13 protein-coding genes are annotated in these 17,028 nt (G+C 58.1%); 1 reads left to right on the plus strand and 12 read right to left on the minus strand.

Going from position 1 to position 17,028, the window contains the following annotated elements; all coding sequences use genetic code 11:
• Nucleotides 1-152: 152 nt before the first annotated feature.
• The 10 genes from brnQ to sdhC form a co-directional block, all read right to left on the minus strand.
• Nucleotides 153-1,466, minus strand: coding sequence for a branched-chain amino acid transport system II carrier protein (brnQ, locus tag HKK54_RS00840; protein WP_010166267.1), 1,314 nt, complete (start codon nucleotides 1,464-1,466; stop codon nucleotides 153-155).
• A gap of 352 nt (nucleotides 1,467-1,818) precedes the next feature.
• A complete protein-coding gene (gene sucD / locus HKK54_RS00845; RefSeq protein ID WP_010166265.1) occupies nucleotides 1,819-2,700 on the minus strand; it encodes a succinate--CoA ligase subunit alpha in 882 nt (293 codons plus the stop codon).
• Entirely contained in the window at nucleotides 2,700-3,866 is a 1,167-nt protein-coding gene (sucC, locus tag HKK54_RS00850) for an ADP-forming succinate--CoA ligase subunit beta (RefSeq protein ID WP_169385913.1), read from the minus strand. Before sucC ends, sucD begins: the two co-directional genes overlap by 1 nt.
• 214 nt (nucleotides 3,867-4,080) lie before the next feature.
• Nucleotides 4,081-5,517 (minus strand): dihydrolipoyl dehydrogenase, encoded by a 1,437-nt coding sequence (gene lpdA / locus HKK54_RS00855; RefSeq protein WP_010166256.1) that lies wholly within the window; start codon nucleotides 5,515-5,517, stop codon nucleotides 4,081-4,083.
• Nucleotides 5,518-5,612: 95 nt separating this feature from the next.
• Entirely contained in the window at nucleotides 5,613-6,842 is a 1,230-nt protein-coding gene (odhB, locus tag HKK54_RS00860) for a 2-oxoglutarate dehydrogenase complex dihydrolipoyllysine-residue succinyltransferase (RefSeq protein WP_010166254.1), read from the minus strand.
• 44 nt (nucleotides 6,843-6,886) lie between these two features.
• Nucleotides 6,887-9,718, minus strand: coding sequence for a 2-oxoglutarate dehydrogenase E1 component (locus HKK54_RS00865; protein ID WP_010166252.1), 2,832 nt, complete (start codon nucleotides 9,716-9,718; stop codon nucleotides 6,887-6,889).
• A 262-nt stretch (nucleotides 9,719-9,980) separates the two neighbouring features.
• Nucleotides 9,981-10,685, minus strand: a complete 705-nt coding sequence (locus tag HKK54_RS00870; RefSeq protein WP_010166250.1) for a succinate dehydrogenase iron-sulfur subunit — start codon at nucleotides 10,683-10,685, stop codon at nucleotides 9,981-9,983.
• An 11-nt stretch (nucleotides 10,686-10,696) separates the two neighbouring features.
• Entirely contained in the window at nucleotides 10,697-12,472 is a 1,776-nt protein-coding gene (sdhA, locus tag HKK54_RS00875; protein ID WP_010166248.1) for a succinate dehydrogenase flavoprotein subunit, read from the minus strand.
• A 3-nt stretch (nucleotides 12,473-12,475) separates the two neighbouring features.
• Nucleotides 12,476-12,844 carry a succinate dehydrogenase, hydrophobic membrane anchor protein gene (gene sdhD / locus HKK54_RS00880; RefSeq protein WP_003210573.1) on the minus strand — a complete coding sequence of 123 codons (369 nt, stop codon included), beginning with the start codon at nucleotides 12,842-12,844 and terminating at the stop codon, nucleotides 12,476-12,478.
• Nucleotides 12,838-13,212 (minus strand): succinate dehydrogenase, cytochrome b556 subunit, encoded by a 375-nt coding sequence (gene sdhC / locus HKK54_RS00885; protein ID WP_008433998.1) that lies wholly within the window; start codon nucleotides 13,210-13,212, stop codon nucleotides 12,838-12,840. Before sdhC ends, sdhD begins: the two co-directional genes overlap by 7 nt.
• A 363-nt stretch (nucleotides 13,213-13,575) precedes the next feature.
• Between sdhC and gltA the strand changes: the two genes are divergently transcribed.
• Complete coding sequence (gene gltA / locus HKK54_RS00890; protein WP_169385914.1) at nucleotides 13,576-14,865, plus strand: citrate synthase; 1,290 nt, start codon at nucleotides 13,576-13,578, stop codon at nucleotides 14,863-14,865.
• Nucleotides 14,866-15,025: 160 nt separating this feature from the next.
• On the opposite strand, the gene HKK54_RS00895 is transcribed toward gltA, so the two are convergent.
• Nucleotides 15,026-16,684, minus strand: coding sequence for a cation acetate symporter (locus HKK54_RS00895; protein ID WP_003210576.1), 1,659 nt, complete (start codon nucleotides 16,682-16,684; stop codon nucleotides 15,026-15,028).
• A complete protein-coding gene (locus HKK54_RS00900) occupies nucleotides 16,681-16,992 on the minus strand; it encodes a DUF485 domain-containing protein (RefSeq protein WP_010166239.1) in 312 nt (103 codons plus the stop codon). The genes HKK54_RS00895 and HKK54_RS00900 overlap by 4 nt, the downstream gene beginning before the upstream one ends.
• Nucleotides 16,993-17,028: the final 36 nt, after the last annotated feature.

The raw sequence follows: 17,028 nt of genomic DNA on the forward strand, positions 1-17,028 counted from the left end.
TGCGGGCTTTACTTTGTCCGCTGCTTTTATCTGGGCAGCAAAGTGCGAAAAGTCGGACTAAGCCCCGCTCCTGACGCTGAATAACAGCCATAAAAAATGCCCCGAATCGTTTGATACGGGGCATTTTCGATTACAACGTTTGGCCAGAAGCTTTAAGCAATCGCTTCGCTGCGCTTGCCCAGCAGCCGATCAATAACCACGGCGACCACCAGGGTCATCACCGAAGGCACCAACCACGCCAGGCCCTGCTCGCTCAACGGCAGGTGAGCCAGTTGCGATGGCATCCAGTCCGCCAGGCCTGCGCCCTTCAGCGCATCAATGCAGCCAAAGATGAACGACACCAGCATCACAGGGCCCACGATACGGCCCTGCTCCTGCCAGAAGTCCTTACAGAAGCTCAGGGCCACCAGCACGATGCACGGCGGGTAGATCGCGGTGAGTACCGGGATCGAGAACGCAATCAGCTTGGTCAGGCCCAGGTTGGACACAAACAGCGAGAACACCGCCAGGATCACCACCAGGGTCTTGTAGGACAGCGGCAATACACGGCTGAAGTACTCGGCGCAGGCGCAGGTCAGGCCCACCGCGGTCACCAGGCACGCCAGGGAAATCAGCACGGCGAGGAAGCCGCTGCCCAGGGAGCCGAAGGTGTGCTGGACGTAAGCGTGCAGCACGGCGGCGCCGTTGGCGGCACCGGCGGCCACTTCATGGCTGCCCGAGCCAAGGCGGAACAGGCTGATGTACACCAGCGCCAGGCCCACGCCGGCAATCAGCCCGGCAATGATCGCGTACCGGGTGATCAGCTTCGGCGACTCGACGCCACGGGAGCGAATCGCATTGACGATCACGATGCCGAACACCAGGGCACCGAGGGTATCCATGGTCAGGTAACCATTGATAAAACCCTGGGAGAACGGAGCAGCCACATACTCAGGGGTGGCGACACCCACATCACCGGCTGGCAGGGCGAAGGCAGCGATGCCCAGCACGGCCAGGGCGATGATCTTCAACGGCGCCAGGAAGCGACCGACGGTATCCAGCAGACGGCCCGGGTACAGGGAGATGAAGAACACCAACAGGAAATACACCGAGCTGTAGAGGAACAGCGCCAGCGGGCTTTCACCGGTCAGCGGCGCCAGGCCCACTTCAAAGGAAACGGTGGCGGTTCGCGGGGTGGCGAACAACGGGCCGACTGCGAGGTAAGCAGCCGCTGCCAGCAAGCCACCGGCGATCTTGCCGATCGGGCTGCTCAACGCGTCCATGCCACCACCGACCTTGGCCAGGGCGACGACAGTGATCACCGGCAAACCGACCGCGGTGATCAGGAAGCCCAGCGCCGCCATCCAGACATGAGGCCCGGACTGCAAACCGACGATAGGCGGGAAGATGATGTTGCCGGCGCCCACGAACAGGGCAAAAGTCATAAAGCCCAACGCCAGGATGTCCTGGCTTTTCAACACTTTCATTTGAGGAAATACCACACTACTGAATCGGAATTTAGAGAGGGCTTCCCTATGGATGAGGGAAATACTGCCGGTCCTGATGGGGACTGACGGGTCTAGCGCGGGGCTTCCTTTTGGGATGCGCACGCATAAAGAGGCGGCTAGCCTAACGAATTTGCGGGTCAAACGCACTGTTGCGGGGCGAACTGTCCGATAAGCGACATTTTTATGTCGCGTTTTCATATCTAAATTTTGAAATACGATCAAATGTGGGAGCAAGTCCGCCCCCACATTTTGATCTCCACCAACCTTCAGAATGCACAAAGGCCACCCGAAGGTGGCCTTTGTGGGGTGAAGCGTCAGTTAAGCGCGAGGCTTACTTGACAGCCCAACCGGTCAGCTCGGACAAAGCCTTGCCGATGTCTGCCAGCGAACGCACGGTTTTAACGCCTGCGTCTTCCAGGGCAGCAAACTTCTCGTCTGCAGTACCCTTGCCGCCAGAGATGATTGCGCCAGCATGGCCCATGCGCTTGCCAGCAGGGGCAGTCACACCAGCGATGTAGGAAACAACCGGCTTGGTCACGTGTGCCTTGATGTAGGCAGCCGCTTCTTCTTCAGCCGAACCGCCGATCTCACCGATCATCACGATCGCTTCGGTCTTCGGGTCTTCCTGGAACAGCTTCAGGATGTCGATGAAGTTCGAGCCTGGGATCGGGTCACCGCCGATGCCGACGCAAGTCGACTGACCGAAACCGGCGTCAGTAGTCTGCTTGACAGCTTCGTAGGTCAGGGTGCCGGAACGGGAAACGATACCGACTTTGCCTGGCAAGTGAATGTGACCTGGCATGATGCCGATCTTGCATTCGCCTGGAGTGATCACGCCTGGGCAGTTAGGGCCGATCAGGGTAACACCCAGCTCGTCGCACTTAACTTTAGCGTCCAGCATGTCCAGGGTAGGAATGCCTTCGGTGATGCAAACGATCAGCTTGATGCCGCCGAATGCTGCTTCCAGGATGGAGTCCTTGCAGAAAGGAGCTGGAACGTAGATCACGCTGGCGGTGGCGCCAGTGGCAGCTACAGCATCTTTCACGGTGTTGAACACTGGGAGGCCCAGGTGCTCGGTGCCGCCTTTGCCCGGAGTCACGCCACCGACCATCTTGGTGCCGTATTCGATGGCTTGCTGGGTGTGGAAACTACCTTGCGAACCGGTAATACCCTGGCAAATAACCTTGGTGTCTTTATTGATCAGGACGCTCATTATTTGCCCTCCGCAGCTTTGACAACTTGTTGAGCAGCGTCGGTCAGGCTGGTAGCAGCGATGATGTTCAAACCGCTTTCTGCCAGTACTTTAGCGCCCAGTTCAGCGTTGTTACCTTCAAGGCGAACAACCACCGGGATTTTAACGCCGACTTCTTTCACTGCACCGATGATGCCTTCGGCAATCATGTCGCAACGAACGATGCCGCCGAAGATGTTGACCAGTACTGCTGCGACGTTGGAGTCGGACAGGATGATCTTGAACGCTTCGGTAACGCGTTCTTTGGTGGCACCGCCGCCTACGTCGAGGAAGTTGGCTGGTTTGCCGCCATGCAGGTTGACGATGTCCATGGTACCCATGGCCAGGCCAGCACCGTTGACCATGCAACCGATGTTACCTTCCAGGGCTACGTAGTTCAGTTCGAACTTGGCAGCGTGCGCTTCGCGCGGATCGTCTTGCGACGGATCGTGGAAAGTCTTCAGCTTAGGCTGACGGTACATGGCGTTGGCGTCGATGTTGATCTTGGCGTCGAGGCAATGCAGATCGCCGTCAGCCTTGATCACCAGCGGGTTCACTTCCAGCAGGGCCAGATCGTGATCCTGGAACAGTTTGGCCAGACCTACGAAGATCTTGGCGAACTGGGCAACTTGCTTGCCTTCCAGACCCAGCTGGAAAGCCAGCTCGCGACCCTGGAATGGCTGAGCGCCAACCAGTGGATCGATAGTGGCTTTCAGAATTTTTTCTGGGGTTTCTTCGGCGATCTTCTCAATGTCCACGCCACCTTCGGTGGAGGCCATGAACACGATGCGACGGCTCGAACGGTCAACGACAGCGCCCAGGTACAGCTCTTTAGCGATATCAGTGCACGATTCAACCAGGATCTTGGTGACTGGCTGGCCATTGGCATCAGTCTGGTAAGTCACCAGACGCGTGCCCAGCCACTGCTGAGCGAAGGCTTTGGCGTCTTCTTTGCTGCGAACCAGCTTGACGCCGCCCGCTTTACCGCGACCACCAGCGTGAACCTGGGCTTTGACAACCCACTCGGTGCCGCCGATTTTGTCGCAAGCTTCTGCTGCTGCTTCCGGGGTGTCTACTGCGTAACCCTTGGATACTGGCAGGCCGTATTCAGCGAACAGCTGCTTACCCTGATACTCGTGAAGATTCATGCTTATTACCGTCTTCGTTAGGTACTGCGCATTCGGCGCTGCGCTCTTTATTGAGTGCCGCGCCACCTGTGACTGCTGCTTGCACAGTCAAACCACCAAAAGCCTGAACCCTGGGTGGTGAAACTGCGCAAGACTGCGTCCAGCGGATATTCCGCGGTGAGTCTTGCGCACAAGGCTCACGACGGGCAACCGCCGTGGTTTCTTATTATCTCGCTTAGCGCTTCTTCTTGTTGGCGATGTGGATGGCATGGCCATTCACTGCCAACGCGGCTTCGTGCAGCGCTTCGGACAGGGTCGGATGGGAGAAAACCATCATGCCGATGTCTTCGGCGCTGGTGCCGAATTCCATACCGATTGCGCCTTGCTGAACCAGTTCTGCTGCGCCTGGGCCAATCACGTGGACGCCCAATACGCGGTCAGTCTTGGCATCAGCGATGACTTTGACAAAACCACCGGTGTCGTTGGCTGCCATGGCACGGCCAGAAGCGGCAAACGGGAAGGTGCCGACGTTAACTTCAACGCCTTCAGCTTTCAACTGCTGTTCGTTCTTGCCGACCCATGCAATTTCCGGGTGGGTGTAGATAACCGACGGGATCAGGTCGTAGTTCATCTGGGTTTTGTGACCCTTGATGCGCTCGACAACCATGATGCCTTCTTCGGAAGCCTTGTGCGCCAGCATCATGCCGCGAACCACGTCGCCAATGGCGTAGACGCCCGGCACGGTGGTAGCGCAGTGATCGTCAACGTGGATGAAACCACGCTCGTCGATGTTCACGCCGCTGTCGGAAGCCAGCAGATCAGTGGTCACTGGACGGCGACCAACGGCTACGATCAGCTTGTCGAAAGTGATGGTCTGTTCGCCATCCTTGTCGGTGTAGGTCACGACTACTTCGTCGCCGTTAACCTTGGAACCAGTAACGCGAGCGCCCAGCTTGATGTCCAGACCTTGTTTGGTCAGGGTTTTCAACGCTTCTTTGGACACTGCGGTGTCGGCAGCCAGCAGGAACGTGTCCAGGGCTTCCAGCACGGTGACTTCGGAACCCAGACGGGACCAGACCGAACCCAGTTCCAGGCCGATCACGCCAGCGCCGATCACGCCCAGACGTTTTGGAACCGATTGGAATTCCAGGGCGCCGGTCGAATCAACGATTACGTTCTGGTCAACTGGAGCCGGTGGAATGTCGATTGGACGCGAACCTGGAGCCAGGATCACGTTTTCGGCTTCGATGACTTCTACCGAACCGTCAGGCTTGGTGATTTCAACTTTCTTGCCGGCCAGCAGTTTGCCGTGGCCTTGCAGGGAAGTAACGCCGTTGGCCTTGAACAGGGTAGCAACGCCGGAAGTCAGGCCTTTAACGATGTTGGCCTTGCGGCCGACCATTGCTGGCACGTCCATGGTCACGCCAGCGTGGTTGATGCCGTGGATGGCAAAACCGTCTTGCGCTTCGTGGAATTTCCAGGAGCTGTCCAGCAGCGCCTTGGAAGGAATGCAGCCAACGTTCAGGCAAGTACCGCCCAACGCCAGTTTGCCTTCCTTGTCGGTGTATTTTTCGATGCAAGCAGTCGAGAGGCCCAGTTGTGCGGCCTTGATGGCGGCAACGTAGCCGCCAGGGCCCGCACCAATCACTACAACGTCAAATTTCTGCGACATGAAAAAAAATCCTCTTTAGCTAAAAGCTTCAAGCCGTGAGCCGCACTCCGGCCTGCCTTGCGACAGGGTGGGTGGTGCGGCTCACCGCCGCTTTATCAGATATCCAGCAGCAGACGAGCCGGGTCTTCCAGCAGGTTCTTGATGGTCACCAGGAAAGTCACGGCTTCTTTACCATCGATCAGGCGGTGATCGTAGGACAGCGCCAGGTACATCATCGGGCGGATAACCACTTGGCCGTTGATCGCCATAGGACGCTGCAGAATGTTGTGCATGCCCAGGATCGCAGCTTGTGGCGGGTTGACGATCGGAGTCGACATCATCGAACCGAAAGTACCACCGTTGGTGATGGTGAAGGTACCACCGGTCATCTCGTCGATGGTCAGTTTGCCGTCACGGGCTTTCTTGCCGAAGTTGGCGATGCCGCCTTCGATTTCAGCCAGGCTCATCAGTTCGGCGTTACGCAGAACCGGTACTACCAGGCCACGGTCGCTGGATACGGCAACGCCGACGTCAGCGTAGCCGTGGTAAACGATGTCGCCGCCGTCGATGGAAGCGTTGACTGCCGGGAAGCGTTTCAGCGCTTCGGTGGCGGCTTTCACGAAGAACGACATGAAGCCCAAACGTACGCCGTTGTGGCTCTTCTCGAAGAGATCCTTGTACTTCGAACGCAGGGCCATGACTTCGGTCATGTCGACTTCGTTGAAAGTGGTCAGCATCGCCATGTTCGACTGTGCTTCAACCAGGCGCTTGGCCACGGTGGCACGTACGCGGGTCATCGGTACGCGCTTCTCGGTGCGGTCGCCAGCGGCGAACACAGGCGCAGCGGCAGCCGGGGCAGCAGCCTTGGCAGGTGCGGCAGCCGGAGCGTTTTTCTTGGCTTCAACTGCGGCAACCACGTCTTCCTTGGTCACACGGCCGTCTTTGCCGGTGCCTTTGATGGAAGCCAGGTTGATGCCGTTCTCGTCAGCCAGCTGACGCGCAGCCGGTGCAGCGATTGGATCTTCAGCGCCTGCAGCCGGTGCAGCAGCTGGAGCTGCGGCAGCGGCCGGTGCAGCAGCGGCAGGAGCGGGAGCAGCGGCAGCAGCACCGCCCTCTTCGATCGAGCCCAGTACCTGGTTCGACAGAACGGTAGCGCCTTCTTCGGCAACGATTGCGCCCAGCACGCCGTCAGCTTCAGCCAACACTTCCAGAACGACTTTGTCGGTCTCGATGTCGACGATCAGATCGTCACGCTTGACGGCCTCGCCTGGTTTCTTGTGCCAGGTGGCAACGGTGCCATCGGCAACCGATTCCGGGAATGACGGGGCTTTGATTTCGATAGCCATTATCTGTGGGTCCTTAAAATTCGGTTTCAGTCAGCGCGAAGGCGTTAAACAGTGAAAGCATCTTGCAGCAGTTTTTCCTGCTGCTCGGCGTGCATCGATGCATAACCACAAGCAGGTGCAGCAGAAGCATCACGACCGGCATACTCCAGGCCCAGTGCCTGTTTGTGGTTGCCGATGCTGCGACGCAGGTGATGCTGGCTGCTGTACCAAGCGCCCTGGTTCATCGGTTCTTCCTGACACCACACCACGTTGGTGAGGTTGGTGTAAGGCGCGATGGCCTCCATCAGGTCGTCTTCCGGGAACGGGTAAAGCTGCTCGATCCGCACGATGGCGATGTCTTCGCGGCCTTCGGCACGGCGTTTTTCCAGCAAGTCGTAATAGACCTTGCCGCTGCACAGGATCAGGCGAGTGACCTTGGCGGCGTCGAGGGTGTCGATTTCTGGAATAACGGTCTGGAACGAACCATCAGCCAGATCTTCCAGGGTCGAGATGGCCAATTTATGACGCAACAGCGATTTCGGCGTCAGCACCACCAGCGGCTTGCGCAGCGGGCGGATCACCTGGCGACGCAGCAAGTGGTAGATCTGGGCCGGGGTAGTCGGCACGCACACCTGGATGTTGTGCTCGGCGCACAATTGCAGGTAACGCTCCAGACGGGCCGAGGAGTGCTCCGGACCCTGACCTTCATAACCGTGTGGCAGCAGCATGGTCAGACCGCACAGACGGCCCCACTTGTGCTCGCCGCTGGTGATGAACTGGTCGATAACCACCTGGGCACCGTTGGCAAAGTCGCCGAACTGGGCTTCCCAGATCACCAATGCCTGAGGCGTGGTGGTCGAGTAACCGTATTCGAACGCCAGTACGGCCTCTTCGGACAGGAACGAATCGTACAGGTCGAAACGTGGCTGGCCTTCGTACAGGTTCTGCAACGGGATGTAGGTGCCCGCGTCTTTCTGGTTGTGCAGCACAGCGTGACGGTGCGAGAACGTACCACGGCCGATGTCCTGGCCGGTCATGCGGATCGGGTGACCTTCGAACGCCAGGGTCGCGTACGCCATGGTTTCGGCGTAACCCCAGTTGATCGGCAGGCCGCCGGCTTGCATCTTCTGACGGTCTTCGTAGATCTTCGCAACCTGGCGCTGTACGACGAAACCGTCTGGAATTTCCAGCAGCTTGGCAGACAGCTCCTGCAGGGTTTTCAGATCGAACGAGGTGTCATGACGCGCCGTCCAGGCGTGGCCCAGGTACGGACGCCAGTCAACGAACAGCTCTTTGTTCGGCTCTTTGACCAGGCTTTTTACAACGTGCAGACCGTTGTCCAGCGCGTTGCGGTATTCATCGATCTTCGCCTGAACACGTGCATCGTCCACTACGCCGGCCTTGATCAGGCTGTCGGCGTACAGCTCACGGGTGGTGCGCTGCTTGGTGATTTGCTGGTACATCAACGGTTGGGTGCCGCTAGGCTCATCCGCTTCGTTGTGACCGCGACGGCGGTAGCAGACCAGGTCGATGACCACGTCACGCTTGAACTGCATGCGGTAATCAATGGCCAGTTGGGTCACGAACAACACGGCTTCCGGATCATCACCATTCACATGGAGGATCGGCGCCTGGATCATCTTGGCCACGTCGGTCGCGTACTCGGTAGAGCGTGCGTCCAGCGGGTTGCTGATGGTGAAGCCCACCTGGTTGTTGATGACGATGTGAACGGTACCGCCCGTCTTGAAGCCGCGGGTCTGCGACATCTGGAACGTTTCCAGGACCACGCCTTGACCGGCGAATGCCGCGTCACCGTGGATGGAAATCGGCAGGACCTTCTCACCGGTGGAGTCGTTACGACGATCCTGGCGAGCACGTACAGACCCCTCGACCACTGGAGAAACGATTTCCAGGTGGGATGGGTTGAACGCCATGGCCAGGTGAACTTCACCGCCGGTGGTCATTACGTTGGACGAGAAGCCCTGGTGGTATTTAACGTCACCGGAACCCAGCTCAACCTTTTTCTTGCCTTCGAACTCGTCGAACAGCTCGCGCGGGTTCTTGCCGAAGGTGTTCACCAGCACGTTCAAACGGCCACGGTGGGCCATGCCGATCACGATTTCCTTGGTACCGTAGGAGCCGGAACGCTGGATCAGCTCGTCGAGCATCGGAATCAGGCTTTCGCCGCCTTCCAGGCCGAAACGCTTGGTGCCCGGGTATTTGGTACCCAGGTATTTTTCCAGGCCTTCCGCTGCGGTGACGCGCTCGAGCAAGTGGCTCTTGACGTCCGCAGACAGCACTGGACGGCCACGCACGCCTTCAAGACGGTGCTGGAACCAGTGGCGCTGCTCGGAATCAGTGATGTGCGTAAATTCGGCACCGATGGTGCGGCAATATGTCTGCTGCAACGCTTCGTGAATTTCGCGTAGGCTCGCTTCCTCTTTGCCGATGAACAGGTCGCCGGCACGGAAGGTCGTATCAAGATCGGCATTGGTCAAGCCGTAATGATTGATCGACAGGTCTGCAGGTGCAGGACGCTGCCACAGCCCCAGCGGGTCAAGCTGGGCTGCCTGGTGGCCACGCATACGGTAGGCCTGGATCAGTCGCAGTACTTCAACTTGCTTCTTCTCGTGCTCACTGCTCACGCTTCCGGCGGAAACCGGCTGGGCGCGGCGCTGGTTCTTTGCCAGCAGCACGAACTGATCGCGAATTGTTGCGTGCGATACATCGGTGGCAGCGTTGCCGTCTGAAGACAACGTCTGAAATTTGGTGCGCCATTCTTCTGGCACAGCGTTAGGGTCGTGCAGGTAGAGCTCATAAAGCTCTTCCACATAGGCAGCGTTACCACCTGAAAGATAGCCGCTGTTCCACATGCGCTGCATCACGCTTTCTTGCATGCTTGGTCACCCTCGATTTGGGGACACCACCGGCGAAAACACCGAGTTTGCTTGCAAAAGGCCAAGTGCAGCGACCAAAACAAGCCACTTAGGATCACGCTGATAGTTCGGGTACCAACCCGAATGCCCCTGCTTGTCTCATTTCTTCAAAATAAGAGCCGCGGCTTTGTAAGTCGCTGCTCAAGTTAAAACTACGGCGCCGGTTGAAGCCTGCGCCGTAGCATCTACGGGCACAACGGTCCTGCTTTTACTACAACGTCGGTTACACGCCGCTTTGCAGCAGCATGCTACGTACGTGACCAATGGCCTTAGTCGGGTTCAGGCCTTTGGGACATACGTTGACGCAGTTCATGATCCCGCGGCAGCGGAATACGCTGAACGGGTCATCCAGCGAAGCCAGACGCTCGGCAGTCTTGGTATCACGGCTGTCTGCCAGGAAGCGGTACGCTTGCAGCAGGGCAGCCGGGCCCAGGAACTTGTCCGGGTTCCACCAGAAGGACGGGCAGGAAGTCGAGCAGCAAGCGCACAGGATGCACTCGTACAGACCGTCCAGCTTCTCGCGCTCTTCCGGGGTCTGCAGACGTTCGATGGCCGGAGCCGGCGTGTCGTTCTGCAGGAATGGCTTAACCTTTTCGTATTGCTTGTAGAAGATGCTCATATCGACGACCAGGTCACGGATAACCGGCAAACCTGGCAGTGGACGAACGATCAGCTTGTTGCCTTTAACCACGGCAGACAGCGGCGTGATGCACGCCAGGCCGTTTTTGCCGTTGATGTTCATGCCGTCGGAACCGCAGACACCTTCACGGCAAGAGCGACGATAGGAGAAACCTTCGTCCTGCTCTTTAACCAGGGCCAGTACGTCCAGCACCATCAGGTCTTTACCACCGGTATCGACCTGGAATTCCTGCATGAACGGCGCGGCGTCCTGATCAGGGTTGTAGCGATAAACACTGACTTTCAACATGGCAGCCACCCTTAGTAAGTCCGAATCTTCGGTTCAAACGTCGGAACCGTCTTCGGCGAGAAGTTCACGGCACGCTTGGTTACGCGCTTGTCACCCGGGAAGTACAGGGTGTGGCACAACCAGTTTTCGTCGTCGCGGTCTTCATAGTCTTCACGAGCGTGAGCACCACGGGATTCTTTACGAACCTCGGCAGCAATCGCGGTCGCTTCAGCCACTTCCAGCAGGTTTTGCAGCTCAAGGGCTTCGATACGAGCGGTGTTGAACGCCTGGCTCTTATCGTTGATCTTGACGTTGGCGATGCGCTTGCGCAGGTCGGCCAGCTGGGCAATACCCTTCTGCATGTATTCGCCGGTACGGAACACACCGAAGTAGTTCTGCATGCAGCTTTGCAGCTCTTTACGCAGGGAAGCGACGTCTTCGCCTTCGGTACGCGAGTTCAGGCCATCCAGACGTGCCAGGGCAGCGTCGATGTCGGACTGGCGTGGACGAGCGTAATCAACGCCTTCCTTCAGGGTCTGCTCAAGGAACAGGCCGGCAGCGCGACCGAATACCACCAGGTCGAGCAGCGAGTTACCGCCCAGGCGGTTGGCACCGTGAACCGATACGCAGGCCACTTCACCGACCGCGAACAGACCAGGGATGATCTGGTCAACGCCGTCGGCGTCCTGGGTGATCGCCTGGCCATGAATGTTGGTGGCAACGCCGCCCATCATATAGTGGCAAGTTGGAACAACCGGGATCGGCGCAACAGCCGGGTCAACGTGAGCAAAGGTCTTGGACAGCTCCATGATGCCTGGCAGACGGCTGTGCAGAACTTCTTCACCGAGGTGATCGAGCTTCAGCATTACGTGGTCGCCATCAGGACCACAGCCGTTACCGGCGATGATCTCTTTAACCATGGAACGGGCTACAACGTCACGACCGGCAAGGTCTTTGGCGTTCGGAGCATAACGCTCCATGAAACGCTCGCCGTTCTTGTTGATCAGGTAACCACCTTCACCACGGCAACCTTCTGTAACCAGTACACCGGCGCCGGCGATGCCGGTCGGGTGGAACTGCCACATTTCGATGTCCTGTACCGGGACGCCTGCACGCAGGGCCATGCCGATACCGTCACCGGTGTTGATCAGGGCGTTGGTAGTAGAAGAGTAGATACGGCCTGCACCGCCGGTCGCCAATACGGTGGCGTTAGCCCGCACGTAAGAGGTTTCGCCGGTTTCGATGCAGATAACGATCATGCCTACAAAGGCACCGTCTTCGTTCTTCACCAGGTCGACGCCGTAGTATTCGTTGAGGAATACGGTGCCGGCCTTCAGGTTGGCCTGGTACAGGGTGTGCAACAGCGCGTGACCGGTACGGTCGGCTGCGGCGCAGGTACGGGCGGCCTGGCCACCTTTACCGAAGTCTTTCGACTGACCGCCGAACGGACGCTGGTAGATGCGGCCCTGTTCGGTACGGGAGAACGGCAGACCCATGTGTTCCAGCTCGAAGACCGCTTCCGGGCCGACGGAGCACATGTATTCGATAGCGTCCTGGTCACCGATATAGTCGGAACCCTTGACGGTATCGTACATGTGCCAGCGCCAGTCATCGTTTGGATCGGCAGAGGCGATGGCGCACGTGATGCCACCCTGGGCCGAAACGGTGTGGGAGCGGGTCGGGAACACCTTGGTGATTACGGCAGTCTTGTGACCGCCCTGGGCCAGCTGCAGCGCAGCGCGCATGCCGGCACCGCCGCCGCCAATGATAATGGCGTCGAATGAAAGCGTATTAACTGTGTTAGCCATGAATCAGATACCCCAAAGAATCTGCACACCCCAGACGAAGTAAGCGAACATCGCGACGCCGCATACTGCCTGGAAGAGAAACCGTACTGCTGTCGCGGACTTGCCCAGCGCCATTGGCGTCAGGTAGTCGGTCGCGATGGTCCACATGCCAACCCAGGCGTGAGCGCCCAGGGCTACAAGGGCCAGCAGACTGAAGATGCGCATCCCGTTGTGAGCGAACAGGCCGTGCCATTGGGCGTAGCCAATGCCAGGGTTCGCCGCGAGGTACCCGATCAGGAAAATGAAATAAGCCGCGAGAACAACCGCAGACACACGTTGCGCCATCCAGTCATAGAGGCCCGAACGCGACAGGTTCGTAACGCTGGTTACCATATCCAAACTCCCGCCAGAACGATCAGCACCACGGAAATGGCGATGACGATTTTCGAGCCCAGCTTGCCGCCTTCCAGCGTCTCACCGATACCCATGTCCATGATCAAGTGGCGAATACCGGCCACGAGGTGATAAAGCAGAGCGGACAGGAGGCCCCAGGCGACGAATTTGGCCAGCGGACTGGTCAAGCATGCCTTCACCTCGGCGTACCCTTCTTCCGAACCCAGGGATTTGCTCAATGCATAAAGCATGATGCCCAGGCCAAGAAACAGGATGATGCCGGATACACGGTGCAGGAACGACGTTACGCCGGTGATGGGGAGTTTGATGGTCCTTAGGTCTAGGTTTACAGGTCGTTGGCTATTCACGGCTTTTTTTCACACTGAAGAGCCCCTAACAATCAGGGCAAAGTTGTTGGGGAGTGCACTGGTCAGGTAACCACCACCCAGGGAGTGCGACCCCCATCAAAACGGGCCCAAAAGCCCCTGGCGGTCGGAGGCCGAGTATAGACAGTTAGGCAACTAATGACAACGCGCACTCCTCACCCTAATAGCGCATTGCGCTGGCGGCATAAAAGGCGTAAATGGCAGGTAATTTCGAGGAAAAAGTACGGTTAAAGCCTTCTGGCGCAAGACTTTAGGCAAATTGACATCTGGATTTATATCAATATAGTGGTGCGGGCCCTGCGTGGGGGGTCTGTCTGATGATTTGAAGCATAAATAGGAGGCCACATGGCTGACAAAAAAGCGCAGTTGATCATCGAGGGCGCAGCCCCCGTCGAGCTGCCCATTTTAACCGGCACCGTTGGTCCCGATGTTATCGACGTACGGGGCCTGACGGCCACGGGCCGTTTTACATTCGACCCAGGCTTCATGTCGACCGCCTCATGCGAGTCGAAGATCACCTATATCGACGGTGATAACGGTATCTTGCTGCACCGCGGCTACCCGATCGAACAGCTTGCTGAACAGTCGGACTACCTGGAAACCTGCTACCTGCTGCTTAATGGCGAACTGCCAACAGCTGAGCAAAAGGCCCAGTTCGTCAGCACCGTGAAGAACCACACCATGGTTCACGAGCAGTTGAAGACCTTCTTCAACGGCTTCCGTCGCGACGCCCACCCGATGGCCGTCATGTGCGGTGTAGTCGGCGCCCTGTCGGCCTTCTATCACGACTCCCTGGACATCAATAACCCGCAGCATCGCGAAATTTCCGCGATCCGCCTGGTTGCCAAGATGCCGACCCTGGCCGCAATGGTTTACAAGTACTCCATGGGCCAACCCATGATGTACCCGCGCAACGACCTGACGTACGCGGAAAACTTCCTGCACATGATGTTCAACACCCCGTGCGAGATCAAACCGATCAACCCGGTGCTGGCCGCCGCGATGGACAAGATCTTCATCCTCCACGCCGACCACGAACAGAACGCCTCGACGTCCACCGTGCGCCTGGCAGGCTCTTCGGGTGCCAACCCGTTCGCCTGTATCGCCGCCGGTATCGCCGCACTGTGGGGCCCTGCCCACGGCGGTGCGAACGAAGCCGTATTGACCATGCTTGATGAAATCGGCGATGTCTCGAACATCGACAAGTTCATCGCCAAGGCCAAGGACAAGAACGATCCGTTCAAGTTGATGGGCTTCGGTCACCGGGTCTACAAGAACCGCGACCCGCGTGCCACCGTGATGAAGAAGACCTGCGACGAAGTACTGAAGGAACTGGGGATCAAGAACGATCCGCAACTCGAACTGGCCATGCGCCTGGAAGAGATCGCCCTGACCGACCCGTACTTCATCGAACGCTCGCTGTACCCGAACGTCGACTTCTACTCGGGGATCATCCTCAAGGCGATCGGCATTCCAACCAGCATGTTCACCGTGATCTTCGCCCTGGCGCGCACCGTAGGCTGGATCTCCCACTGGAAAGAAATGCTCTCCAGCCCGTACAAGATTGGCCGCCCGCGCCAGCTGTACACCGGCTACGAGTCGCGTGACATCACCAAGCTGGAAGACCGCAAGTAAGCTGACTGCTACTTGGCTACACCGAAAACGGCCTCCTTTGATAGGGAGGCCGTTTTTATTTGTGCCGGATTTGAGAAACAGTTTTGTCGTATCCGTTACCAATAAAGGCAAAAAAAAGCCCCGATCTCACGACCGGGGCTTTTTTTGTAACGCTTACAGCTTAATGGCTAACCGCCCCACTCGCCCCCAGGCCCGTCTGCGAACGGACAAACTGCGGGAAGTACAGCGCACGTTCCTTCTCTGCCGCCGCCGACTTGTCGGTGATGGAGAAGAACCAGATACCGATGAACGCAATGATCATCGAGAACAGCGCCGGGTACTCGTAAGGGAAGATCGCCTTCTCATGGTGCAGGATCGAGACCCAGATGGTTGGGCCGAGGATCATCAGGCCAACGGCACTGATCAAGCCTAGCCAGCCACCAATCATTGCACCGCGGGTGGTGAGGTTTTTCCAGTACATGGAAAGCAGCAGCACCGGGAAGTTACAGCTGGCAGCAATGGAGAACGCCAGGCCCACCATGAACGCGATGTTCTGGCTTTCAAACAGGATACCCAGACCAATGGCCAGCACTGCCAGGGCGATGGTGGTGATCTTCGATACACGAATCTCATCCTTCTCGTTGGCCTTGCCTTTCTTGATCACGCTGGCGTACAGGTCATGGGAGACCGCCGAAGCACCCGCCAGGGTCAAACCGGCAACCACTGCCAGGATGGTGGCAAATGCCACGGCCGAGATGAAGCCCAGGAAGATACTGCCGCCCACCGCGTTGGCCAGGTGCACCGCCGCCATGTTGTTACCGCCGAGCAAGGCACCTGCAGCATCCTTGAACGCCGGGTTGGTGCTGACCAGCAGGATCGCGCCGAAGCCGATGATGAAGGTCAGGATATAGAAGTAGCCGATGAAGCCAGTGGCATACAGCACGCTCTTGCGAGCTTCCTTCGCGTCACTCACGGTGAAGAAGCGCATCAGGATGTGCGGCAGGCCGGCGGTACCGAACATCAGTGCCAGGCCAAGGGAGAACGCCGAAATCGGGTCTTTCACCAGGCCGCCCGGGCTCATGATCGCCTCACCTTTAGGGTGAACCTTGATCGCCTCGGCAAACAGCATGTTGAAGTCGAAGTTGACGTGTTTCATCACCATCAGCGCCATGAACGAGGCACCGGACAGCAGCAGCACTGCCTTGATGATCTGCACCCAGGTGGTCGCCAGCATGCCGCCGAACAACACATAGAGGCACATCAGGATGCCCACCAGGATCACCGCTACGTGGTAATCAAGGCCGAACAACAGCTGGATCAGCTTGCCCGCGCCAACCATCTGCGCGATCAGGTAGAACGCCACCACCACCAGGGAGCCACAGGCCGACAGGCTGCGGATCTGGGTTTGCCCTAGGCGGTAGGACGCCACGTCGGCAAACGTATATTTACCCAGGTTCCGCAGGCGCTCGGCGATCAGGAACAGAATGATCGGCCAGCCCACCAGGAAGCCGATCGAGTAGATCAGGCCGTCGTAGCCGGAGGTGAACACCAGCGCGGAAATCCCCAGGAAGGACGCTGCCGACATATAGTCACCGGCAATCGCCAAACCGTTCTGGAACCCGGTGATCTTGCCGCCGGCCGCATAGTAGTCGGCCGCCGACTTGTTGCGCTTGGACGCCCAGTAGGTGATGCACAAGGTCGCGCCGACGAAGGCCACGAACATCAGGATCGCTGCGATATTCAGCGGTTGTTTATGCACTTCGCCGGTCAACGCATCTGCCGCCCAAACGGCAGGTGCAAAGGCCGAGGCGCCGAGTACAGCCAATAGACGACGGATCATTGCGCAGCCTCCTTGAGAATCGCATTGTTCAGGTCGTCGAATTCGCCGTTGGCGCGTCGTACATAGATGCCGGTGAGGATGAAGGCCGACACAATCAGCCCGACCCCGATCGGGATCCCCCACGTGATGGACGAACCGGGACTGATCTTGGCCCCCAGTATTTGCGGCCCATAGGCAATCAGAAGAATGAAAGCGGAGTACAGCCCAAGCATGATTGCCGAGAGAATCCAGGCGAATCTTTCCCTTTTTCTTACCAGCTCCTTGAAGCGCGGGCTGTTTTGAATCGAGAGGTAAATGCTGTCGTTCATTGTTTTTATCCTCGCAGCACAGCTTTTTATTATTGG

The organism is Pseudomonas sp. ADAK13, assembly GCF_012935715.1.
In the GTDB taxonomy this organism is placed as follows: domain Bacteria; phylum Pseudomonadota; class Gammaproteobacteria; order Pseudomonadales; family Pseudomonadaceae; genus Aquipseudomonas.

Excerpts from the sequence above, each read along its gene's own strand:
- sdhA (WP_010166248.1), bottom strand. The coding sequence starts at position 12,472 with ATGGCTAACACAGTTAATACGCTTTCATTCGACGCCATTATCATTGGC.
- odhB (WP_010166254.1), bottom strand. The coding sequence starts at position 6,842 with ATGGCTATCGAAATCAAAGCCCCGTCATTCCCGGAATCGGTTGCCGAT.
- gltA (WP_169385914.1), top strand. The coding sequence starts at position 13,576 with ATGGCTGACAAAAAAGCGCAGTTGATCATCGAGGGCGCAGCCCCCGTC.
- brnQ (WP_010166267.1), bottom strand. The coding sequence starts at position 1,466 with ATGAAAGTGTTGAAAAGCCAGGACATCCTGGCGTTGGGCTTTATGACT.
- sdhD (WP_003210573.1), bottom strand. The coding sequence starts at position 12,844 with ATGGTAACCAGCGTTACGAACCTGTCGCGTTCGGGCCTCTATGACTGG.
- lpdA (WP_010166256.1), bottom strand. The coding sequence starts at position 5,517 with ATGTCGCAGAAATTTGACGTTGTAGTGATTGGTGCGGGCCCTGGCGGC.
- HKK54_RS00865 (WP_010166252.1), bottom strand. The coding sequence starts at position 9,718 with ATGCAAGAAAGCGTGATGCAGCGCATGTGGAACAGCGGCTATCTTTCA.
- HKK54_RS00870 (WP_010166250.1), bottom strand. The coding sequence starts at position 10,685 with ATGTTGAAAGTCAGTGTTTATCGCTACAACCCTGATCAGGACGCCGCG.
- sucC (WP_169385913.1), bottom strand. The coding sequence starts at position 3,866 with ATGAATCTTCACGAGTATCAGGGTAAGCAGCTGTTCGCTGAATACGGC.
- HKK54_RS00900 (WP_010166239.1), bottom strand. The coding sequence starts at position 16,992 with ATGAACGACAGCATTTACCTCTCGATTCAAAACAGCCCGCGCTTCAAG.
- sucD (WP_010166265.1), bottom strand. The coding sequence starts at position 2,700 with ATGAGCGTCCTGATCAATAAAGACACCAAGGTTATTTGCCAGGGTATT.
- HKK54_RS00895 (WP_003210576.1), bottom strand. The coding sequence starts at position 16,684 with ATGATCCGTCGTCTATTGGCTGTACTCGGCGCCTCGGCCTTTGCACCT.